Raw genomic sequence first — 22,333 nt, forward strand, 5'->3', positions numbered from 1 at the left:
GGCAGAAACGGCGGGCAGCGCTAAATTTCTGCCATGACCTCCACGCCTCCGGGAAGCTCCCCGCCCTCCTCCGCGCCCCGCCCCGCCCCGACGTCCGCCGGCGGCGGCGCCCCGGGAAGCGCCGAGCGCGCGGGGAGGCGCCATGTCGTCGCCTTGGTCGTCACCGATCGCACGCCCGACTTCGAACTGGCCGTGCCCTGCGAGGTCTTCGGCCTCGATCGGAGCGATCTCGTGGACCCCTGGTACGAGCTGCGGCTCTGCGCCGGCGAACCGGGCGAGCTGCGCACCGCGAGTGGGCTTGTCGTCCCCACGACGCACGGACTGGACGCGCTCGCCGAGGCCGACACCGTCATGGTCGCCGCCTGCGCCCGGAGCCGCCAACTGGTCCCGCCGCCCGAGCTGATCTCCGCCGTCCGCGAGGCGCACCGACGAGGACGTCGCGTCGTCTCCCTCTGCGCGGGCGCCTACGTTCTTGCCGAGGCCGGGCTGCTCGACGGTCGGCGCGCCACCACGCACTGGATGAACGCCACCGACTTCGCCCACCGCTACCCGACCGTCGACTTCGACCCCGAGCCCCTCTACATCGACACCGGGTCCATCCTCACCTCGGCGGGAACGGGCTCCGTGATCGACCTGTGCCTCCACCTGGTGCGGCGGGACCTCGGCGCCGCCGTGGCCAACGAGGTCGCCCGGCGCATGGTCGTCCCCCCGCACCGCGAGGGCGGGCAGACCCAGTTCGCCAAGCCGCTGGCCCGCTCCTCCGGTCGAGGGGGCGACGGGCTGGCTCCCGTTCTGGACTGGGCGCGGGAGCGGCTCGACCAGCCATTGACCGTCCCCGGACTCGCCCGGGAGGCCGGGCTGAGCGAGCGCACCTTCGCGCGCCGCTTCCGGGACACGTTGGGGACGACGCCGCTGCGCTGGCTGCTCCAGGAAAGGGTGCGGCTGGCGCAGGAACTGCTGGAGACGACGGACGAGCCGGTCGAGACGATCGCGCACCGGGCGGGATTCGGTACGGCGGCCAATCTCAGGCACCACTTCCGACGAACCACCACGGTCTCCCCCGCCACCTACCGCCACGTCTTCCGCCACCGCTCCGCGGGCGTCAGAGCCAAAGCACCCACGCGCCCACCGGAACGGCCGGGACTCTCGCCAGGCTCGGCCGCGGGCACTGCCCCACTCGCGCACCCGGCCCCGCAACCACCCGAGCAGTCGCCCCCTGTCCATCCACATGCTCTGACCCCTCTCAGCGACCCAACCCTTCACGGAGAGTAGTGAAGCACGCATCACTGACAGTTGTCGACTACTCATGGTGACCAGCGGTGAGTGCCGGGAAAAGCGACGCCCCCCCGGCCGTGGACGGAGAGACACGAGCGCGAGGCGCGTCCCTGCCGAGGCGCAGCGCGCCCTCCCCCCGCCACCTCCGTGACCAGGGGCAATCCCCGATGGGCAGAGGGCCGTTACTTCCTCGCCGTATCTGCCGGGGCGTTTCCGCACACCTCCGGCGCACGCTCCGGACCGGGCGCCCCTCCTCGCCCCCTCACCACCCATCGAAAGGTCGCTCAGCGTGAGTACCTGTCGGATCTCTGTGGCACACTGTTACGCGTGGTGACGAGGAGCGCGGTCCGTCCCTTCCCAGCGGCCAGGGGCAGGACGAGCCGGGCTTTCTCGGACGGGGACGCTGCCACCCACCTCACCGTGAGGGGGGACGCAGCAGACCGGGGTCGGGGTCCGCGGTGATCCGGCTCGGGTCCACCCCGGCGTAACGGGCGAGCGCGCGCACGTCATGCCCCTGGAGCAGGGGCAGCGCCTCCGCGATCCGCTCATCGGACCACTCCCACCAGGCAATCCGCCAGAGCAGCTTGCGGGTGTGGGAGTCGAAGCGATGACGCACCACTCGGTTGTCGCCGACCACCACCGCGTAGGGAGGGACGTCCTTGGTGATCACGGCACGCGCGCCGATGACCGCGCCCGTGCCTATGCGAACGCCGGGCATCACCAGCGCCTCGTAGCCGATCAGCACCTCGTGGCCGATCACGGTGTCCCCGGCGGGGGCCCAGGCGTTGGCGGCGCCCTCGAAGAAGTCGAAGCCGTAGGAGGTCACGGCGGTCAGGTCATGGCCGTGATTGCCTCCGAGCAGGAAGGAGACTCCGGAGGCGAACTGACAGAAGTTTCCCAGCACCAGCCGGTCTGGCCGGTGTCCCTCGGGGTGCGGGTGGTCGGGCGAGGCATAGCGGACTCGGCGGGCGAAAGTCTCTCCGTGGTGGTATCCGCTGTACCAGGAGTGACGTCCGTCGGCCAGGGTGATCAGAGCGTGGTCGGCCACCTCGGAATCAGTGTCCAGCCGCTGGACCTCGGTGAAGTCAGCGAAGGGAGTGGAATCGGCGATCATCCGAGTGACGCTAACAAGCCAACTGCGGTCCTGAGCAGGGTTGGTAAGGGCTTTGTCCTGCTCGGTGACAGGCTGCCCCGGGCGCGGACGCGTCCAGAGGGAGGGCGCCTTCGACGTCCAACCGCCCCTCGGCGGCCGATCGCCGTGCGGCGGCACCGCCGGCATCGTTGTCCGCGGTCCTAGGACGCCCGGCCGATGCGCGAACGGTGCCACCGCCACGATGCTGGGGCGATGACCCAGGAACCACGCGCCCACACCGACGGTATCGACCCGCCCGGCGGTACGCGTGTGCCGGAGTCGAGGAGCCGTTCGAGGCCGACCGACTTCCCGCTGGACGCGTTCCTCGCCCTGCCTCTGACGGCGCGGATCGCCACGGCGGGGCCGACGGTTCGACCCGTCTGGTTCCTCTGGGAGGAGGAGGCATTCTGGATACTCACCGGCCCGTGGAGCCTGTTGCCGCGGCACGTCGTGACCGAGCCCGAGGTGGCGCTGGTCGTCGACGAATGCGACCTCGCCACCGGGCGGGTCCGCCAGGTGATCGCCCGTGGTCACGGCGAGCTGCTTCCCTTCGACGTGCCGCGCGGAAGGCGCAAGCTGAGCCGCTATCTCGGCCCCGACGAGTCGCGGTGGGACCCGCGTTTCGTCCAGTACCTCCACGGCGACCACGAGCACCGCGGCACCCGCTGGCTCAGGATCCGTCCTGAGCGCCTGACGGCGAAGGACCTCTCCTACCGGGTGGAGCTCGGGGACCGAGGCGACTCGTCCGTGCTCCGTCCCAGGTCATCCGCGGATTGACACCCTCGCCGCCGGGCTCCTAGCGTGACCGCGTTCGCGCGTCGGCCGGGCACATCCCGCTCGAAGCACCATCCACCAGCGGTACTGGCCCAGAGGGAACAGGACACCATGGAAGCCACCGACCCCCTGCTCACCGCGCTCGCCGCGCAGCGACTGCTGCCGGTACTGCGTTCGCCGAGTGCCGAGGCGGCCGTCGACCGCACCAGGCAGTTCCTGGACGCCGGCTGCCAGGCGGTCGAGCTGACCACCTCGACCCCCGGCTGGGACGGCGCGCTGGCCACCCTCACCGCCGAGGGCCGCGGCTTCCTGGGCGTGGGCACGCTCAGCACCGCGGAGCAGGCGGAACGTGCCGTGGCCGCAGGCGCGTCGTTCCTGGTCACGCCCTTTCCCGCGCCCCGGGTGCGGGAGGTCGCGGCGGCGTCCGGGGTGCCGCTGATCGAAGGCGGCTACACTCCCGGTGAGATCGCGGAGGCGGCCGGCCGCGGTCCGGCGAAGGTCTTCCCCGCTCACGTGGGCGGGCCGAAGTTCCTCTCCTCGCTCCGCGCGATCCTCCCCGACGCCGTGCTCATCCCGACGGGCGGCATCTCCGTCGAGGACGCCCCCGCCTATCTGAAAGCCGGCGCCTGGGCCGTGGGGATCGGCTCCGGCCTTCCGGACGACCCCGCCGCGTTGACCCGTCTGTTCACCGCCACCGACTGACGCTCCCCACCGAAGCCCGCGCCGGCCAGGGTGCCCCGCCGGCCCCGTTCAGTCGTCCCGCCGGCCGCCCGCCCCTTCGCCGTCGCCCGTGTTCCCGGAGGGCCCGGCGCGGCCGGCGTTCCCTTCGCGATCCCGGCCGGGCTCCAGGGGCGGGGCCGTCACCTGGCAGTGCCGTCGGCAGCGCGGCCGGGCCCTCCCCTTCTCGGGCAGGCCGCTGGGCACCGCCCACCAGGCCACGACGGCGCCCAGCACCATCAGCCCGGCGCAGATCAGCACCGCCCGGCCGAAGGCCGCGCTCAGCGTGTCGGCCGACCGGTACTCGTCGGTCGACAGCCCCACCAACAGCGGCAGCGCGGCGACGGCGAGCAGTTGGGCGATCCGCGCCGCCGCGTTGTTCACCCCGCTGGCGATGCCGGCCCTGCGATCCTCCACGGACGCCAGGACGGTCGCGGTGAGCGGCGCCACGAAGAGACTGATGCCCAGCCCCTGCACCACCACGGCCGGGAAGACGTCGGGCCAGTAGGAGCTGCCGGGACTCACCCGGTGCAGCAGCACCAGTCCGACCGCCGCGACCAACGGGCCCACGGTCAACGGGATTCTGGGACCGATGCGTTGCGCCAGTTCCCCGGCCGGCCCGGAGAGGACGATCAGCAGCAGCGTGGTGGGCAGCGAGGCGACGCCGGCGGTCAGCGCGTCGTAGCCGAGGCCGTTCTGCAACTGTGTCGGCAGCAGGAAGAAGATGCCGCCGAGCGCGGCATAGAGGCAGAGCGTGACGAGATTGGTCGCGCTGAAGAGCCGCGAGCGGAAGATCGCCAGCGGCAGCATGGGGCGCGCGGTGCGCCGCTCCCGCCAGACGAAGACACCGGCCAGCACCGCCCCGGCCAGGGCGGGCCAGAGCAGTCCGTCGATCAGTGCGAAGGTCACCGCACCGAGGGCCAGCGCTCCGAGTAGCGCCCCTCGCACGTCGAACCGTCCACTGGCGCCCCAGTCCCGGCTCTCCGGGACGTGGCGCGCCAGCAGCGCCACGAGCAGTGCCAGCGGCGCGTTGATCAGGAAGATCCACCGCCATCCCGGACCGTCCACCAGCCAGCCGCCCAGGAACGGCCCGCCGGCCGTCGCGACCCCGCCGAGCCCTGACCAGAGCCCCACGGCCTTGGCCCGGTCACGCTGGCGGAACGACGACTGGATCAGCGCCAACGACCCCGGAGTGAGCAGCGCTCCGCCCACGCCCTGCAGAGCGCGGGCGGCGATCAGCGTCGGGCCGTTGGGCGCGACCCCGCAGAGCATCGAGGCCAGCGCGAACCAGCCGACCCCCCACAGGAAGATCCGCCGCCGTCCGAAGCGGTCCCCCAGCCCACCGCCGAGCAGGATCAGCGAGGACAGGGTCAGCATGTAGGCGTTCAGCGTCCACTGGAGGGAGGACAGGGGAACGTCCAGGTCGGCGCCGATGTGCGGCAGCGCGACGGTCACGATCGTGCCGTCCAGCATGGCCAGGCCGGAGCCCAGTACCGCGCTGGCCAGCACCCACCGGCCGGCGGGGCTGGCGACCGCCAGCTCGCCGGCGCGTGGGCTCTCGGCCATGGGACTCCTTCCACGAAGCCCCCCGTGGGTGACCGCCGACGCCCCGTCCGCGCGGCACCCGGCCGCGCCGCCCGCTCGGCTGGCGGGCGGTCCCGCACGCACAGGTCAGGAGGACCAGCGGCCCGCCCAGCCGGGGAAGGTGGCGGCGGCAGCGGCCGGCCGACCGTTGGCCCCCTGCTCGGTGGACGCGGCGCTCAGGTCCTCGGCCAGCTGGCGGAGGGAGGGACCGTAGGTCGGGTCGGTCAACGCGGCGGCGAACTGCGCCTTCAGATACGCCTCGGGGGTGCCGGTGTCGTACCACGTGCCGTCGATCACCTGGCCGTACACGGAGTGCTCGGCGGCGTGGGCGTTGAACGCGTCGGTGAGGTAGATCTCGCCGTCCGGACGGTCGTACCAGCGGCGGGTCTGCTCCTCCAGCTCGGCGATCACTCCCGGCGTCACCACGTATCCGCCGATGGCGGCGAACGGGGAGGGCGCGTCGCGCGGTTCTGGTTTCTCGACGAGACCGCTGATGGCGAGGCAGCCGTTACCGAGGTCCTCCTTGACGATGGGCACGCCGTAACGGCTGGATTCTGCGGGGTCCATCGGCATGAGCGCCAATACCGGGGCGCCGGTGGTCTCATATGCCGCCATCAGTTGTTGCGCGCGCGGCACCTCGGAGACGAAGACGTCGTCAGGCCAGAGAACGAGAATGGGTTCGTCGCCCAGAATGCGGTACGCGTTCAGCACCGGAGTGCCGTTGCCGTAGGGCCCGTTCTGATACATGTAGGTGATGTGCGCGAGCTCGGAAACCTCGCGCACGCTCTCCGCGAGCTCATGCTTGCCCGCCTCGCGCAGCTGAGCGACCAGACCGGGATTGGGCCGGAAGTGTTCCTGGATCAGATCCTTGCTGCCGCTGGTCACGATGATGATCTCCTCGATGTCCGAGGCGACCAACTCCCTTACCGTGTGCTCGATGACCGGCTTGTCGCCGATCGGCAACATCTCCTTGGGCAAGGCGCGGGTGAGCGGCAGCAGCCGTGTGCCGAGGCCGGCGGCCGGAATGACGGCCTTACGAATTCTGGTCATGACGGGGAACCCTTCGGAGCCTGTGTCGGGCACCGCGCGACGGCGGGCATCATCGACGCTACCAAGGCGCACGAGAACGGCATCCCGGGAAACCCGCTGTTCACCTCACGTTTCACCTGAACCGTTCTCGAAATGCGAGGACTGCCCGACTCTGTCAGCATGAAGAGGTGATGGGAAGGTGAACGCCCCGCGTCAACGGGAACGGCCCGCGAGGCGCCCGCGAGACGGGCGTCACGCGGACCGCCCCGCGCCCGAAGAACCGCTCGCCGAGTATCGCGCCCGTCGCGACTTCTCCCGCACGGCGGAACCTAAAGGCGCGGGGTCTCCCGGTGATTCCGGTCCGCTTTTCGTGGTGCAGATTCACGACGCCAGTTCGATGCACTTCGATTTCCGGCTGGAATCGGAGGGCGTGTTGAAATCTTGGGCCGTCCCCAAGGGCCCCTCCACCGATCCCCGGGACAAGCGCCTGGCCGTGCCCACCGAGGACCACCCCCTGGAGTACCGCCACTTCGAGGGCGTCATCGCGCGCGGCGAGTACGGGGGCGGCACGGTGATCATCTGGGACGAGGGCCACTGGCACCACGAGGGAAAACGCTCCGTGACGGAGGCGCTGGACCACGGCCACCTCTCGTTCCGGCTCGACGGTCGCAAGCTGCGCGGCGGCTACGCCCTCACCCGTTTCCGCGCGAACGCCTGGCTACTGGTCAAGCGGGACGACCGGCACGCCAGCGCGCACGGCACCCCCGACCCGCACCGGGCCCGTTCCGCCCGCACCGACCGGACCCTGCGGCAGACAGCCACCGAAGCGGAACGCTCACCGGAAGACATCGCACAGTCGATCGACGAGCAGAACTGATCAAGCACGCACGCTCCCCGACCGGCGTCAGGCACCCACACGCCGCGCACGCCCCGCCATAGGGACGACGAAACCCCTGGTCATGGAGCACACTCCAACTGCCACACTGCCCCCATGAGGACTCGGAAACTCGGACGAAGCGGCATAGAGGTGAGCGCCCTCGGCTTCGGCTGCTGGGCTATCGGGGGCGAGTGGTGGAACGAGCGAGGTGAACCGCTCGGTTGGGGAGCCGTCGACGACCAGGAGTCCGTGCGGGCCGTGCACGCCGCGCTGGACCTCGGCATCACGTTCTTCGACACGGCCGACGTGTACGGCGCCGGCCACAGCGAGCGGGTCCTCGGGCGCGCGATCGCCGGCCACCGCGACGCGGTGGTGCTCGCCTCCAAGTGGGGCAACGTCTTCGACCCGGCGACCAGGCGCTCGGGCGCCACGCCCGACCTCCGCCCCGCGCATGTGCGCGAGGCCCTCACCGCGACCCTGCGGAGACTGGGCACCGACCGTCTCGACCTCTACCAACTGCACATCAACGACGCGCCGCTCGATGTCGGCGCCGAACTGCGCGACGCCTGCGAGGAACTGGTGGCCGAGGGGCTGATCCGCGCCTACGGCTGGTCGACCGACGACCCGGAGCGCGCCCGGCTCTTCGCCGAGGGACCGCACTGCGCGAGTGTGCAGGTGAACTGCAACGTGCTCCAGGACGCGCCCGCGATGCTGGCGCTCTGCGCCGAGTTGGACCTGGCGGCGATCAACCGGGGCCCGCTGGCCATGGGACTGCTGACCGGCAAGTACGGCGAGGGTGCCGCCCTCGCCCCCGACGACATCCGGGCGAATCCGCCGGAGTGGCTGACGTTCTTCCGCGACGGGCGGGTGGCGCCCGAGTGGCAGAAACGGTTCGACGCGGTCCGTTCGATCCTCACCAGTGAGGGGCGCACGCCGGCTCAAGGGGCGCTCGCCTGGTTGTGGGGACGCAGCCCGCACGCCGTTCCCATCCCCGGCATCTGCACCGCGGACCAGGCCCGACAGAACGCCGGGGCCCTGGACTTCGGCCCGTTGACGGACGCCCAACTGCGGGAGGTGGACACCCTGCTCGGCCGTTGACGTCCCACGGCGCACCCACCGCCCCGCCCAAAAACCCCACCCCGGCGCCGGGGCCGCTGTCCGCGGGACGCAGCGGTCCCGTTCCCCTCCGGCTCGGAGGGGAACGGGACCGGACCGCCCGGCCGCGATCGACCGGGCGCGTCGACGACGTCGTCAGCCGGAGTGCACCGCGAGCGCCGACTTCGCCGGCAGCTCCACCGTCAACTGACCGCCGGAGACCGTGGCCTTGAGGTCGCCGCCGCTGAGCACGTCGTCGTAGGTGCCGTCCGGCAGCTGGGTCGCGAACTGGACGCCTGCCGTCTCGCCGCCGTTGTTGATGGCGACGAAACCGCTGCCCCGGTCGAAGCCGATGACGTTGCCTTGCGGGGACTGGATCTCGCCGACGGTGCCGTCACCGGCCGTTGCGTTGCGCCAGGAGACCATGCCCGTGATGCGCGGGTCGCGGTCGAGGCAGTACCACCCGGACGCGCAGTCGGTGTCCGTCACGAAACCACCGTCGCCGGCCGGCGGGGAGTCGTCGCGGCCGGCGTACTCGAAGCCGGAGTAGACCGTTGGCGGCGCCTCCGACCAGGCCAGCTGGAAGACGTTGGCCAGGACGGCGGTGTCGCCGTCGCGGTAGGTGAGGTGTCGGCCGTCCCGCTCGGTGTCGTGGTTGGTGACGAAGGAGACCGAGTCCCCGGCCGGCAGCAGGCCGTCCCCGAAGCCGGTCAACTGCGAGATGTCGCTCTGGAACGCGCCCTTCAGCTGGTCCCCCATGGCGAAGTCCAGCACCCGGCCGCTGCCGTAGTACTCGTCGGGCTGCGGCGTCGTGCCGGGGAAGACCTCGTGGAAGACGAACGGGGCCGAGCCGTCGGCCGTGGCGTCCAACGCACCGACGATCGCCTCCAGGTCGGCGGCGGGCATGTGCTTCGCCGCGTCCACCCGGAAGCCGGACACGCCGAGCGCGATCTGCGCGTTGAGGTAGCCGGCGATCTCCGCGCGGACCTCGGGGTCGTCGGTGCTCAGGTCGGGGAGGCCCAACAGCTCGCAGTTCTGCACCTCCCACTTGTCGTCGTAGTTGCTGATCTCCCGGTCGCAGATGTCGACGTTGTAGTCGGCTCGTTCGTACATCGGCGGCTGGTACTTGTCGCTGATCCGCGTCCCGGCGTAGCCGGTGCCGCCGATGGCGGCCGTGTGGTTGATGACGGCGTCGGTGTACACCTTCACCCCGGCGTCCGCGCAGGCCGACGTCATGGCCGCGAAGTCGCTCTCCGAACCGAGGCGGCCGCTCAACTGGTAACTGAACGGCTGGTAGAGGTCCCACCACGCGCCGCTCGGCTCGGCCAGGGACTCGTGCGGCGGCGCCACCCAGACCGCGGCGTACCCCGAGGGTCCGAGCACGTCGGTGCACTCGTCGGCCACGGAATTCCAGTTCCACGACCAGAGGTTGGCGATGACGTCGTTGCCCGCCGCGAGCGGGGCGGTGCCGGCGGCCTCGCCGCCCGGCGCGTTCCCCGACTCGGCCGGCGAGGCCGACCCGGTGGCGGGCAACAGGGCGGCGACCAGGCCGGCCGCCGGCAGAGCGAGCAACACGGCCCTGCGCGCCGACCTTCGACGCGCGCCCGCCCCGGAGGGGGCCCCGGGCGGGGTGGTTCCGATGGAGTGTGGGGGTGTCCTGCGCACAACGGCTCCTTCGACGGGCTCCAGAAGGCCACACGCGCCAGCGGCCGTTTCCGCAAGTCTGTGCAGAAACTTGCGGCATCGTATGAGCCCTGGCCCACGCTGTAAACAGTTCGCGCGAGGCCGCCACGGGCTGCGACGAGTGGCGAAGGGTTCGCAAGTTCTTGCAGAGGCCGCGCCAACGCGCCGCCGCCCACGCCCCCTTCCGCGCCGGCGTGACGCGGTGCGACGCGACGCCGGACAGCCAGGCCAGGCCAGGGCCGAGGGCACGCCGGTGCCCCAACGGTCAAACGCCCCGGACCATGATCGGTCCGGGGCGTTTGCGCTTGTGCCCCAGGCAGGATTCGAACCTGCGACACCCGCTTTAGGAGAGCGGTGCTCTATCCCCTGAGCTACTGAGGCGCGGAGGCGCGCTTCGCGCCTCGCGGCGGTCAGTCTAGCCGGTCTGGTCGGTGGGGCGGGCCAGGAGGAGGGTGAAGCGGTTCTGGGGGTCGGTCCACCAGTGGGTGGGGGTGAGGCCGGCGCGGTTGAGGTCGGTGGAGAGGCGGGGGCGGCGGAACTTGGCGGAGAGTTCCGTGCGCAGCGTCTCGCCCTGGGCGAAGGCGACGGAGAGGTCCAGCGCGGGCAGCCTGACCGTGTGCCCGAACCGGGCGCGCAGGTACATCTCGACGCGTTCCGCGTTCTCGTTCCAGACCGCGAGATGGTCGAAGGCCCCGGGGTCGAAGTCGGCGCCGAGTTCGCGGTTGAGGACGCGCAGCAGGTTCTTGTTGAACTCGGCGGTGACCCCCTGCGCGTCGTCGTAGGCGCGGACCAGGGTCGCCGGGGACTTGACCAGGTCGGCGCCGATCAGGACCGCGTCGTTCGGGGTGAGGGCGGCGGCGAGGCGGCCGAGGAAGGCGGCGCGGTCGGCGGGGTCGAAGTTGCCGATGGTGGAGCCGAGGAACGCGACGAGGCGGGGCTCCGGGCCCTCGGGAAGGGGAAGCTCGCGGTCGAAGTCGGCGACGGTCGCGGTCACTTCGAGCCCCGGGTAGGCGTCGGTCAGCGCGGCGGCGGCCGCGGCGAGCTCGGTGCGGGAGACGTCGACGGGCGCGTAGCGGCGTAGGGTTCCGCCGGCGGTCAGCGCGTCCAGCAGGGTGCGGGTCTTCTCGGACGACCCGGAGCCCAGCTCGACCAGGGTTCTGGCCCTGGTCTGGGCGGCTATGTCGGGCGCGTGGGCGCGCAGGATCTGGCGTTCGGCACGGGTCAGGTAGTACTCGGGGAGCCGGGTGACGCGGGTGAAGAGTTCGCTGCCCCGCTCGTCGTAGAACCACTTGGGCGGCAGAACCTTGGGGTCGGCGGTCAGCCCCGCGCGCACGTCGTCGTGGAGGGCGCGGACGAAGTGGTCGTCGGGGAGGGTGTCGTGGACGGTGGGGCTGGTGGTCATCGGGTTCCTCTCGTGGCGAGGGCGGGCAGCGGGTCGACGGCCGCCGAGGTGCGGCTGGCGCGGAGCAGGGAGCGGTCGGGGACCTCGCGCCAGCCCGGTTGGTCGGGCACCGGCTCGGAGGCGACGGTCACCTGCTCGTCCGCGGCGCGGTACCAGAGGCTGTCGCCGTGCCGGGTGGCGGTGACGGTGTGGCCGTCGGTGAGCAGCAGGTTGATCCTGGCGCCGGGGCGCGCGGCCGCGACGCGGGCGACGAGTTCGGCCGCGGCCTCGGCCGCCGGGCGGCCCGCGACGAGGCGGCGGGCGAGCATCAGCCAGAGCAGCGCGGCGTCGCAGCGGCCCTCGACGCCGAGGAGTTCGGCGGCGGTGAGGGGTTCGTCGAGGTCGGCGGGGAGGTGTTCCCAGCGGTCGATCCGCCCGTTGAGGCTGAACAGCCAGCGCCCGAGCGCGAACGGGGCGACCGCCGCCTCGTCGTGGCCGCACCCGGGCGAGGCGGAGCGGACGGCGGCCAGCACGGCGCCGCTGTGCAGCAGGCCGGCCAGTCCCGGCAGGTTGGCGTCGGCCCAGACCGGGACGGAGCGGCGGTAGCGCACCGGACCCGCCCCGTCGTCCGGCGGGTACCAGCCGATGCCGAAGCCGTCGGCGTTGATCGTGCCACCGGCCTGCCGTCGGGGCGCCCAGGACTGCTCGTAGAGGCTGTGCGGCGGGGTGGTGAGCAGTTCGGCGAGGGACCGGGGCGGGCCGAGGTAGGCGAGGTGGCGGCACATCAGCCGGCGCCCGTGGCCGGGTCGGCGTCCCGGCAGGTGCGGAAGCCGGCGAAGATCTGGCGGCGTTCCGGCAGGTCCCAGTTGCGGAACGTGGCGCGGCAGGCGACGGGGTCGGTGCCGAACGAGCCGCCGCGCAGCACGCGGTAGCCGGCGGTGAAGAAGACCTCGCTGTACTCGCGGTAGGGCTGCGCCACGAAGCCCGGGTAGCCGTCGAACTCCGTGGACGTCCACTCCCAGACGTCGCCGAGGAGTTGGCGCGCGCCGCAGGGCGCGGCGCCGTCCGGGTAGGCGCCGACGGGGGCGGGGCGCAGGTGGCGCTGGCCGAGGTTGGCGTGGTGCGGCGCGGCGGGTGCGTCGCCCCAGGGGTGGCGGAGCGCGCGGCCGGTGGCGGGGTCGTGGCGGGCGGCCTTCTCCCACTCGGCCTCGGTGGGCAGCCGGCGTCCGGCCCAACGGGCGTAGGCGTCGGCCTCGTACCAGGTCACGTGGAGGACGGGCTCGTCGGGCGGGACGGGTTCGACGCGGCCGAAGCGGTGGCGCAGCCAGCGGCCGTCGAGGTCGCGGTACCAGTAGGCGGGCGCGGTGAGGTTGGCCTGGCGGCGGTGGAGCCAGCCGTCGGGGTGCCACCAGCGCGCCTCGTGGTAGCCGCCGGCGGCGATGAACTCCTGGTAGGCGGCGTTGCTGACGGGGGTGGTGTCCAGCCAGAACGCGGGGAGCTCGCGCCGGTGGGCGGGGCGTTCGTTGTCCAGCGCCCAGGGGTCGTCCGCGGGGTCGGTGCCGAGGGTGAACGGGCCGGCCGGTACGAGGACCTCGGCGGGAAGCTTCTCGCCATGGGGCGCGCGCGGGGGCGCGGGGGCGTGCAGCACGGGGTGTCCGCGTCGCAGTTGATGGGTGGCGAGCATGGTCTCGTCGTGCTGCTGCTCGTGCTGGGCGATCATCGCGAAGAAGAACGCCTGCTGGGGCCCGGCCTCGGCGAGCACGTCGAGGGCGTGGGCGCGCACCTCGGCCGCGTAGCGGCGGGCCTCGGCCGCCGGGAGCAGCGGCAGGGCGGCGCGGTCGCGGCGCGCGTGGCGGAACGCGTCGTAGGAGTGGTCGAGATCGGCGCGCAACGGGGCGCGCGCGCCGGCACGACGGAGGAGCCAGATCTCCTCCTGGTTGGCGATGTGGGCCAGGTCCCAGACCAGGGGGGACATCAACGGGGAGTGCTGCGCGGCGAGTTCGCTCTCCGGCAGGCAGTCGGTGAGGTCGTGGGTGCGCAGCCGGGCGGCGTGCAGGGCCGCGGCCAGCGCGGCGGGCTCGATGGGGCGCGCGGGTGAGGGGGGCGGGGGCGAGGGGGCGAGGGGGGTCTGGGTCATTCGGTTGCCTCCTGGGCGGCGAGCCGACGGGGGTGGCGTCGGCGTCCCTGCGGTGCGGTGGGGGCCGTGCGGCCGGGGGCGCGCGCTTCGAGCGCGTCCAGCTGGTCGTCGGCGGGGCAGCGGCCGCGCTCGGCGTAACGGTCGGCGAACGCGCCGACCGCGTCGCGGAGTTCGCGCGCGCCCGGCTGCCGGGCGAGGGCCGCGTCGGCCGCGGCGAAGCAGGCGCGGACCGCGGGGCCGATCTCGGGGTCGGAGGGCCCGTGGCGGGCGGCGCGCAGCCAGACGTCGAGCGCGGGGAGCGCGCGCCCGCGGGTGAGTGGTTCGGTGGCGCGCCAGGCGGCCTCGGCCGCCCGCCGGTCGTCCATCAGCGCTGCGGCGACGGCCAGCGGAACGATCCAACCGTCGTCGGGCTGGGCGTCGATCATGCGCAGTTCGAGCCAGCCGCGTGGGCGCACCGGTGGGAAGAGCGTGCCGAGGTGGTAGTCGAGGTCGTCCCTGCCGGGCGCGTGGGGCCCGGCGTCGGCCGGCGCTCCGGCGGCCCCGGGCGAAAGGGGCCGGCGGCCCCCGGTGCCCCGGCCGTCCCCGGTGTCCCGGCCGCGCAGCCAGGAGCGGAAGGAGTGGGCGGGGGGCGCGTTCCAACTCGCGGGCGCCGGGCGGCGCACGCAGAGGAGCGAGGCGTCCAGGGCGTAGCGGGCCCAGAGGGCACGGGGATCCTCGCCGTCCGCGTCACCCGGGGTGGCGGGGCGGGTACGGCCGGGGTCGACGCGGGCCCACAGCGCCTGCCGGGTGGAGCGCCAGCCGGTGGGGCGGCCGAGCCGGAGCGGCGAGTTGGCGAAGGCGGCGGTCAGCACCGGCCCGAGCCGGTGGGCCAGCACCCAGCGGGCGCGGTAGCCGTGGGGCCCCTCCGTGTCCTCGCCGGCGTCCAGGCTGATCTGCACGGAGGCGGTGGCGCGCATGACCAGCCGGCCGGCGGGCCCCTGGCGGTCGAAGAACCGTTCCATCGCGCGGTAGCGCGGGTGGTCGAGCACCCTGGGCGGGTCGCGGAACGGGTCGAGGCCGAGGCCGCCGGCGGCCAGACCCGCGTCGGCGAGCGCGGCGCGGAGGCGTTCCAGGTCGGCCCGGGTGGCGGCGACGCAGGCGGCGAGCGACGCGGCCGGCGCGCTGCTGATCTCGACCTGGCCGCCCGGCTCCCGCGTCAACCGCCCGCCGCCCGGCAGCCGGCCGCCGCCGGTGAGGCGGGCGAGGGCGGCGCCGGAGGCGTCGGGCGGCACGGCGGCGGCCGGGTCGTCGCGGCGGCGCACCAGCCACTCCAGCTCGACGCCGGTGCGGGTCGGCGGGCCGGGCGTGAGGCAGCGCGCGGCGACGTGGGCGAGCGCCTCCGACTCGCCCAGCGGGCGCGCGCCCTCGTCGGAGCGGTCGGGGGCGCCGGCGGGGCCGGCAGGGCCGACGGGGCCGACGGGGCCGGCGGAACGCGGCACGTCGGAAGGACGCGGCGCGTCACCGCAACGCGGCCGGTCGGGGGTGTGCGCGGGGTCGTCGGGGGTGCGCGCGGGGTCGGGGGTGTGCGCGGGGCGCGACGCTTCCGAGGCCATCCCGGACGCCCTCCTTGATCCGTTCTGACCCGATTTTCCGGGCCGATGGGATCACGGTAGGGCGGCCGGGGGCGACCTGCCGGGTGCTATACGGCCAGTCGGCGCACGGCCAGCTCCGCGTAGAGCGCGGCGCCCCGCGCCAGCACCGACTCGTCGAACGCGGCCAGCGGGGAGTGGTTCGTCGGCGCGGTCTCCGGGTCGGCGCCCTCCGGGGTGGCGCCCAGGAAGACCATGGCGCCCGGCACCTCGTCGATCACCCGTGAGAAGTCCTCCGCGCCGGTCAGCGGGCTCTCCATCGGCGCGAACCACTCCTCGCCGAACGCCTCCCGCACCGCGTCGGCGGCGAACGCGGTCTCGGCGGCGTCGTTGACGGTGACCGGGTACTGCTCGACGAACTCCGCGTCCACCGCCAGCCCGTGGGCCGCCGCCACGCCCTCGCAGACCGCGACCAGCCCCTCGGCCAGCCGTGTCCTCGCCTCGTGCGAGAAGCTGCGGACGGTCGCGGCGAAGCGCGCGTCGTCCGGGATGATGTTGGTCGCCGTGCCGGCGTGGAAGCGGCCGACGGTGAGCACGACGGGGTCGAAGACGTCGAAGGCCCGGCTGATCCAGGTCTGGAGCGCGGTGACCATCTCGCAGGCGGCCGGGATCGGGTCCAGCGAGCGGTGCGGCGCCGAGCCGTGGCCGCCGGCGCCGCGCACCGTGACGTTGAGCACGCTGGACGCGGCCATCGCCGGCCCGCCCCTGGCGGTGAAGACGCCGGCGGGCCAGGAGTGGGAGAGGACATGGAGGGCGTACGCGGCGAGCGGGCGGTCGCCCGTGGCCTCCAGCACGCCCTCGTCCAGCATGTGGCCGGCGCCGTTGTACCCCTCCTCCCCCGGCTGGAACATGAACAGCACGTCGCCGGCCAGGTGATCGCGGTGCGCGGCCAACAGCCGGGCGGCGCCGGCCAGCATGGCGGTGTGCAGGTCGTGGCCGCAGGCGTGCATCCGTTCGGCCTCGGCGGCGAACGGCAGCCCGGTGCGTTCGGCCACCGGCAGCGCGTCCATGTCGCCGCGCAGCAGCACGGTGGGCCCGGGGCGCGCGCCCCGGAGCACGCCGGTGACGGAGGTCAGCCCGGCGCCCGTGGTGGTCTCGATGGGCAGCCCGTCGAGCGCGGCCAGCACCGTCTCCTGGGTTCTGGGCAGTTGGAGGCCGATCTCGGGGATGGAGTGCAGCTGACGGCGGAGCCGAACGAGATCGTCGCTCATCGCCCTGGCGTCGTCGAGAAGGTTCATCGTGGGATTCTGCCCAACTCTGACCGGTTTCAGCGTCGGCGTCGCTCGCGTCCGTTCGTCCTGAGCCCGGGAACGATCGGGTCCGGGCGGTCCGCGCGATGGCCGCGCGCCGGCGGCGTCTCGGCCGCGGCGGGGATGATGATCGTCGCGTTCCCCTCGGGCTCGGTCACGGCGCGGCCGGCGCGGTCGCTGACCCGGATGAGCAGCGCCACCAGCAGCCAGTTGGCGACCGTCGCGGAACCGCCCTGCGCGAGAAACGGCAGCGCCTTGCCGGTGAACGGGATCAGGCCCGTGACCCCGCCGGCGATGACGAACACCTGGAGCGCGAGCACCGTCGACAGGCCGGCCGCCAGCAGCTTGCCGAACGGGTCGGGGGTGACCATCGCCGCCCGCAGCCCGCGCTGCACCAGCAGCGCGTAGAGCAGCAGCACGAGGGTCAGCCCCAACAGGCCCAACTCCTCCCCGACCGTGGTCAGGATGTAGTCGCTGCGGCCGGCGAACCGCACCAGCCAGGAGTGCCCCTGCCCGAGTCCCGTTCCGGTCAACTCGCCGGCGCCGAAGCTGAACAGGGCCTGCGCGGCCTGGTCGGAGACGACGCCGGACGGCTGCCGCTCGGGCGGCAGGAACGCCGCCATCGGGTCGAGCCAGGCGCGGACCCGCCCGTGGACGTGCTCCTGGGTCGCGGCGACGGTGACGGTGCCGACCACGGCGAGGAGCGCGCCGAAGACGAGCCAGCCGGGGCGGCTGGTCGCGATGTAGAGCATGGCGACGAAGACGCCGAAGAAGATCAACGAGGTGCCCAGGTCGCGCTCGTAGAAGAGCACCACCAGGCTGACCGCCCACACCGCGAGGATCGGCCCCACGTTCCGGCCGCGCGGCAGGGCGACGCCCCACACCCGGCGGCCGACCAGGGCGAGCGCGTCGCGGTTGGCCATGAGGTAGCTGGCGAAGAACACGACGATCATGACCTTCACGAACTCGCCCGGCTGGACGGAGAACGAGCCGAACGTGATCCAGCGCTTCGCTCCGTAGGTGTCCTCGCCGAAGAACGCCGGAGCCATCAGCAGCGCCATCGCGACGGCCATGCCGAGGTAGGGGTAACGCTGGAGCGCCCGATGATGGCGCAGCGTGACCAGGGTCGCCATCAGCAGCGAGACCGCGATCACGGCCCAGCGGACCTGGTCGGGCGCGACGGGCTGCGCCTGCCACGGCTCGTCGGCGAGGTGCACGGCGTAGGCGTGGTCGAGCCGGTCTATCAGGACCAGGCCGAGACCGGTCAGCAGCACCGTGACGGGGAGGATCAACGGGTCGGCGTAGCGCGCGAAACGGCGCACCACGAGGTGGGCGGCGAGGGCGAGCGCGCCGAGGCCCAGCGTGTGGGCGGGCAGCCCGGACGGGAGCCGCTCGTCGAGGGTGAGGCCGACGACGGCGTGGCCCGCGGCGGTGATCGCGATCGCGAAGAGGACCAGGCCGAGTTCGACGCGGCGGCGGCGGGCGATCCAGGCGAGGACCCAGGGGGGCGGCTGGGGGCCGCCGCGTCGCGGGCGGCGCCACCGGCGCGCGGGCGGGCGTGCGGGCGCGTACGCCCCGCGCGTGCCGCTGCGAACCATCCCCACCCCATGTGTCGTTCCGCACACCTGGCGACGGTCCCGTGCCGTCGCTCCGGGTGGAGGCGAACGCCGATCCGCAACCTACCCAGCGGCGTTGGGCACGTCACCCGGCGGGGGCGGGGCGCGTGGCCGCACAGGTGTCGGCACGCATGTCGACGAGGTCCGGGGGTACCCGAAAGCAACTATCGCTTGGCCCCGTTCGTCTTCTAAGGGTGGGGAGGGGGTGAGCCCGGTGTGACACCGGAGCGAGACGACTGGTGCGGTCGGGCAGGGTACTCCATCGCTGAGAAAAGGATGCGCTGGTTGGGAATTCTGTCCGGATTCCCGTCGTTAGATCGTTACGGGCTTGGGAGGCAAGGGGGCATCCCGGTCCGGTCCGAGGAGGACCCTGTGTGATCACCGCGATCACCATTGAGCAATCGCAAGGGAGCACGTATGGCAACCCGTGCCGTCGCCCGGCGTCAGGACACCGATGACAGTGTCGCGACGGGCAGTGTCCGGTCCAGCGCGAGCAGCGATGCCACGGAGCGCGACCTCGTCGGCATGTACCTCGACGAGATAGCGCGCACTCCGCTGCTCGACGCGGCCAAGGAAGTCGAGCTGTCCCTCGCCATCGAGGCGGGGCTGTACGCGCGACGCCTGCTGGAAGGGCTGGAGGAGCCGGCGGAGGGGGCGGCCTCGGCCTCCGCCTCGCGCGAGGAGCTCCAGGAGCTGGTCCGCGAGGGCGAGCGCGCCAAGGACAGCTTCATCCGGTCCAACCTCCGCCTGGTGGTGGCCGTCGCGCGGCGCTACCCGCGCAGCGGGCTGCCGCTGCTCGACCTGATCCAGGAGGGCAACGCCGGCCTGGTCAGGGCGGTGGAGAAGTTCGACTACACGAAGGGCTTCAAGTTCTCGACCTACGCCACCTGGTGGATCAGGCAGGCGATCACGCGGTCGATCGCCGACCAGTCGCGCACCATCCGGCTGCCGGTGCACCTGGTGGAGGAGCTGGGCCGCATCCGGAGGGTCCAGCGCGAGTTCAACCGCGAGCACGGCCGCGAGCCGGAGCCGACCGAGGTGGCCTCGGAGCTGGGCTCCACGCCGGAGCGCGTGCAGGACGTGCTCGACTGGGCGCGCGACCCGGTCAGTCTGAACATGTCGGTGGACGACGAGGGCGAGACCCAGTTCGGTGACCTGCTGGAGGACACCTCCGCCGCCTCGCCTGAGCAGTCGGTGCTGGTGATGATGCGGCGGGAGGGTCTTGAGGACCTGATCGGCCGGCTCGACCAGCGCACGGCGGCCATCATCAGGGCGCGCTACGGCATCGAGGACGGGCGCGAGCGCACGCTCACCGAGGTGGGCAAGCAGCACGGCCTCACCCGGGAGCGCATCCGGCAGATCGAGAAGCACGCGCTGCTGGAGCTGAAGCGCATGGCCAACGACTCCGGCTTCGACGCGGCGGCCTGACACCGGCCGCCACCTCCGGCGGGCGGCTTCCCGCCCGCCGACCCCACGGGACGCCCGTCGTCGACGGCCGTCCCCCGACCCCGCCGGGTGCGGCGGACAGCGCCCACCCGAGCGCGAGAGCGCTCCTCGACGGCCCCGGTGCCCCACGGCACCGGGGCCGAGCGCTGTCCGGACGCGGATGTGACGGGCGACACAGCGGCCGGCGAAATAACCGGGGACTCCCTCCCCGTTGAGATCAGCGACCGAGCAAGTGGGGAGAGGTTCCCCGCTTGTTGATATCCGCACTGATCGCCACGCGACCCCGCACCACACCGGCGCGGACCGCACGGCCACGACTTCGGGGGAGTCCCGTGAAGAGCAGCACCGCCGGCGCGACGCGCGCCCCGTTGCGCGCCGACGCGGCGCGCAACCGGGAACGCATCCTCGCCTCGGCGCGGCAGGCCATCGTCGAACAGGGGCACGAGGTGGCCCTGGACGAGATCGCTCGACGCGCCGGCGTGGGCAACGCCACGCTCTACCGGCACTTCCCCGACCGCGAGTCGCTTCTGCTCCATGTGCTGATCCATGTCAGCGACCAGATCACGGAGCGGGCCCGAGAGGCGCTGGAGGCCGAGACCGACCCGTTCGAGGCGCTGAGCAGGATGGTGCTCGACTCGGCCGAGGAACGCATCGGCGGGCTGTGCTGGCTGCTCAGCTTCACCACCGAGGTGGACGGGCCGGAGCTGGCCGCCAGCCGCGAGCGGGTGCTGCGCGTCACGGAGGAGCTGCTGGCCAGGGCTCACGCCTCGGGCCAACTGCGCGCCGACGTCGGCGCCGGGGACCTGCTGATCGCCCTCAGCAGGCTCACCCTCACACTGCCGGGCAAGTCCTGTGTGCGGGACGGCGACATGGCCCGCCGCCACCTCCAGATCTTCCTCGACGGCCTGCGCACGCCGAGGCGCAGTCAACTGCCCGGCGAACCCATCCAGTTGGCCGACCTCAAGGACGAACGCCACTGACCGGGCCGGGACGGGGCGCCACTCACCGCTGAGTTTCCCGTCGCCGACCGGTCTCACCCACCAGGACCGCCTCTCAGAACCCGCGCCGGCACCGTCCGGCCCCTCAGTCCTTTCGCGTCACTCACACCACTTCCGTCACTCCGGCCATCCCACGATGCGCCCGATATGAGGTAAACGCCCGATGACATCCCAGAACGCCGCCCTGGACAAGACGCCGCCTCTCGGCGCCGACCCCAGACGCTGGCAGGCCCTCTTCTACATCGCCCTCGCGCAGCTGATGGTCGTGCTCGACGGCACGATCGTGAACATAGCCCTGCCCACCGCCCAGGAGGACCTGGGCATCTCGGCGGGCAACCGCCAGTGGGTCATCACCGCCTACGCCCTGGCGTTCGGCGGCCTGCTGCTCTTCGGCGGGCGGATCGCCGACCTGTGGGGGCGGCAGCGCACCTTCATCACCGGGCTGGTGGGCTTCGCCCTGGCCTCCGGTCTCGGCGGCGCCGCCCAGAACGAGCTGATGATGTACGGCGCCCGGGCGCTCCAGGGCGTCTTCGGCGCCCTCCTGGCCCCGGCCGCGCTGTCGCTGCTGACCGTGATGTTCACCGATGCCAGGGAACGGGCCAAGGCGTTCGGCGTCTTCGGCGCGATCTCGGGCGCCGGCGCCGCCGTCGGGCTGCTCCTCGGCGGGGCGCTCACCGAGTACCTGGACTGGCGCTGGACCTTCTATGTGAACGTCCCGTTCGCCGTGGTCGCGATCGTCGGCGCCGTCACGGTCATCCGCGAACCCGCCGAGGCCCGCAACCGCTCGACGCTGGATGTCCCCGGCGTGCTGCTGGCCACCCTCGGCCTGGTCGCCCTGGTCTACGGCTTCAGCCGCGCCGAGCACGAGGACTGGACCGAGACCTGGACCGTCGCCAGCTTCGTCGCCTCCGCCGTGCTGCTGATCACCTTCGTCCTCGTCGAGTCCCGGGTGAAGGCGCCGCTGCTGCCGCTGCGGGTGGTCACCGACCGGAACCGGGGCGGCACCTATCTCGCGTTCGGACTCTCCGTGATCGCGATGTTCGGGCTCTTCCTCTTCCTGACGCTGTACCTCCAGATGATCAGGGGCTACAGCCCGGTCGAGACCGGTCTGGCCTTCCTGCCGATGGTGGTGGGCATGGTGATCGGCTCCACCCAGATCGCCCCCCGGCTGACGACCAGGTTCGCGCCCCGGTATCTGATGGGATCCGGGCTGGTCGTCGCGTCGCTCGGGATGCTCTGGCTGACCCAGCTGGACCTCGACTCGTCGTACGCCGGGGTGATCCTGCCGGCCCAGCTGCTGCTCGGCCTGGGCATGGGCACCAACTTCATGGCGGGGATGAGCCTGGCCACCTCCGGGGTGCGTCCGACCGACGCCGGCGTGGCCTCGGCCATGGTGAACACCGCCCAGCAGATCGGCGGCGCGATCGGCACCGCCCTGCTGAACACCATCGCCGCCAGCGCCAGCAGCGGCTACCTCGCCTCCAGGATCGCCGGGACCTCCAACGAGGCCGAGCAACTGCGGCTGGGCCTGGAGTCCGAGGTGCACGGGTACAGCGTCGCCATCTGGTGGGCCTTCGCCATCGTGGCGACGGCAGCCGTGATCGCCTTCACGCTGATCAACGCCCCCAGGAGCCAGGGGCAGATGGTCACCGGCGACGGCGAGGCAGACCAGCAGCCCGCCCCTGTCATGGCGCACTGACACCGGAAGCGG

The 22,333-nt window shown here is 72.9% G+C and carries 18 protein-coding genes and 1 tRNA gene; 8 read left to right on the top strand and 11 right to left on the bottom strand.

The annotated features are described in order from the left end of the window. Positions 1–33 precede the first annotated feature (33 nt). Positions 34–1,272, top strand: a complete 1,239-nt coding sequence (locus CRP51_RS16520) for a GlxA family transcriptional regulator (protein WP_097231990.1) — start codon at positions 34–36, stop codon at positions 1,270–1,272. Positions 1,273–1,690: 418 nt separating this feature from the next. Here the strand turns inward: CRP51_RS16520 and CRP51_RS16525 are convergent, their stop codons facing one another. Then, positions 1,691–2,389, bottom strand: coding sequence for a CatB-related O-acetyltransferase (locus CRP51_RS16525; protein WP_170970579.1), 699 nt, complete (start codon positions 2,387–2,389; stop codon positions 1,691–1,693). 231 nt (positions 2,390–2,620) lie between these two features. Here CRP51_RS16525 and CRP51_RS16530 point away from each other — a divergent pair, with 231 nt between their 5' ends. Then, positions 2,621–3,184: a pyridoxamine 5'-phosphate oxidase family protein gene (locus CRP51_RS16530; protein WP_439333177.1), complete on the top strand. Its 564-nt coding sequence runs from the start codon at positions 2,621–2,623 to the stop codon at positions 3,182–3,184. Positions 3,185–3,292: 108 nt separating this feature from the next. Further along, positions 3,293–3,883, top strand: a complete 591-nt coding sequence (locus tag CRP51_RS16535) for a bifunctional 4-hydroxy-2-oxoglutarate aldolase/2-dehydro-3-deoxy-phosphogluconate aldolase (RefSeq protein WP_097231992.1) — start codon at positions 3,293–3,295, stop codon at positions 3,881–3,883. Positions 3,884–3,931: 48 nt separating this feature from the next. On the opposite strand, the gene CRP51_RS16540 is transcribed toward CRP51_RS16535, so the two are convergent. Next, positions 3,932–5,464 carry an MFS transporter gene (locus CRP51_RS16540; protein WP_099459316.1) on the bottom strand — a complete coding sequence of 511 codons (1,533 nt, stop codon included), beginning with the start codon at positions 5,462–5,464 and terminating at the stop codon, positions 3,932–3,934. Positions 5,465–5,569: 105 nt separating this feature from the next. After that, on the bottom strand, positions 5,570–6,532 hold the full coding sequence (locus CRP51_RS16545; protein WP_097231993.1) for a UTP--glucose-1-phosphate uridylyltransferase: 963 nt from the start codon (positions 6,530–6,532) through the stop codon (positions 5,570–5,572). Positions 6,533–6,710: 178 nt separating this feature from the next. Here CRP51_RS16545 and CRP51_RS16550 point away from each other — a divergent pair, with 178 nt between their 5' ends. Further along, positions 6,711–7,388: a DNA polymerase ligase N-terminal domain-containing protein gene (locus CRP51_RS16550; protein WP_097231994.1), complete on the top strand. Its 678-nt coding sequence runs from the start codon at positions 6,711–6,713 to the stop codon at positions 7,386–7,388. Between the two features lie 114 nt (positions 7,389–7,502). After that, the gene (locus CRP51_RS16555) at positions 7,503–8,486 is read left to right on the top strand and encodes an aldo/keto reductase (protein ID WP_097231995.1); all 984 of its coding nucleotides are present in this window, start codon (positions 7,503–7,505) and stop codon (positions 8,484–8,486) included. 153 nt (positions 8,487–8,639) lie between these two features. Here CRP51_RS16555 and CRP51_RS16560 read toward each other — a convergent pair whose 3' ends face one another. The 8 genes from CRP51_RS16560 to CRP51_RS16595 all read right to left on the bottom strand — a co-directional run bounded on the left by CRP51_RS16560 (position 8,640) and on the right by CRP51_RS16595 (position 18,160). Next, positions 8,640–10,058, bottom strand: coding sequence for an alpha-amylase (locus tag CRP51_RS16560; RefSeq protein WP_099459317.1), 1,419 nt, complete (start codon positions 10,056–10,058; stop codon positions 8,640–8,642). 416 nt (positions 10,059–10,474) lie between these two features. Next, a tRNA-Arg gene (locus tag CRP51_RS16565) sits at positions 10,475–10,547 on the bottom strand. Positions 10,548–10,581: 34 nt separating this feature from the next. Further along, a complete protein-coding gene (gene egtD / locus CRP51_RS16570) occupies positions 10,582–11,568 on the bottom strand; it encodes an L-histidine N(alpha)-methyltransferase (protein WP_097231997.1) in 987 nt (328 codons plus the stop codon). Continuing rightward, positions 11,565–12,332 (bottom strand): ergothioneine biosynthesis protein EgtC, encoded by a 768-nt coding sequence (gene egtC / locus CRP51_RS16575; RefSeq protein ID WP_097231998.1) that lies wholly within the window; start codon positions 12,330–12,332, stop codon positions 11,565–11,567. Before egtC ends, egtD begins: the two co-directional genes overlap by 4 nt. Continuing rightward, positions 12,332–13,684 carry an ergothioneine biosynthesis protein EgtB gene (gene egtB, locus CRP51_RS16580; RefSeq protein ID WP_097231999.1) on the bottom strand — a complete coding sequence of 451 codons (1,353 nt, stop codon included), beginning with the start codon at positions 13,682–13,684 and terminating at the stop codon, positions 12,332–12,334. The genes egtC and egtB overlap by 1 nt, the downstream gene beginning before the upstream one ends. Then, the gene (locus tag CRP51_RS16585; protein ID WP_097232000.1) at positions 13,681–15,276 is read right to left on the bottom strand and encodes a glutamate-cysteine ligase family protein; all 1,596 of its coding nucleotides are present in this window, start codon (positions 15,274–15,276) and stop codon (positions 13,681–13,683) included. The genes egtB and CRP51_RS16585 overlap by 4 nt, the downstream gene beginning before the upstream one ends. Before the next feature lie 86 nt (positions 15,277–15,362). Then, positions 15,363–16,550, bottom strand: a complete 1,188-nt coding sequence (locus CRP51_RS16590; RefSeq protein ID WP_097232001.1) for a M20 metallopeptidase family protein — start codon at positions 16,548–16,550, stop codon at positions 15,363–15,365. Between the two features lie 29 nt (positions 16,551–16,579). Beyond that, positions 16,580–18,160: an FtsW/RodA/SpoVE family cell cycle protein gene (locus CRP51_RS16595; protein WP_097232002.1), complete on the bottom strand. Its 1,581-nt coding sequence runs from the start codon at positions 18,158–18,160 to the stop codon at positions 16,580–16,582. Positions 18,161–18,595: 435 nt separating this feature from the next. Between CRP51_RS16595 and CRP51_RS16600 the strand changes: the two genes are divergently transcribed. The 3 genes from CRP51_RS16600 (at position 18,596) to CRP51_RS16610 (ending at position 22,321) form a co-directional block, all read left to right on the top strand. Further along, a complete protein-coding gene (locus CRP51_RS16600) occupies positions 18,596–19,606 on the top strand; it encodes a sigma-70 family RNA polymerase sigma factor (RefSeq protein WP_097232003.1) in 1,011 nt (336 codons plus the stop codon). Positions 19,607–19,956: 350 nt separating this feature from the next. After that, positions 19,957–20,604 (top strand): TetR/AcrR family transcriptional regulator, encoded by a 648-nt coding sequence (locus tag CRP51_RS16605; protein ID WP_097232004.1) that lies wholly within the window; start codon positions 19,957–19,959, stop codon positions 20,602–20,604. Positions 20,605–20,785: 181 nt separating this feature from the next. Beyond that, entirely contained in the window at positions 20,786–22,321 is a 1,536-nt protein-coding gene (locus CRP51_RS16610; RefSeq protein ID WP_097232005.1) for an MFS transporter, read from the top strand. The last annotated feature ends 12 nt before the right edge of the window (positions 22,322–22,333 follow it).

The sequence above is a fragment of the Streptomyces zhaozhouensis genome (genome assembly GCF_900230195.1).
GTDB classification, from domain to species: domain Bacteria; phylum Actinomycetota; class Actinomycetes; order Streptomycetales; family Streptomycetaceae; genus Streptomyces; species Streptomyces zhaozhouensis.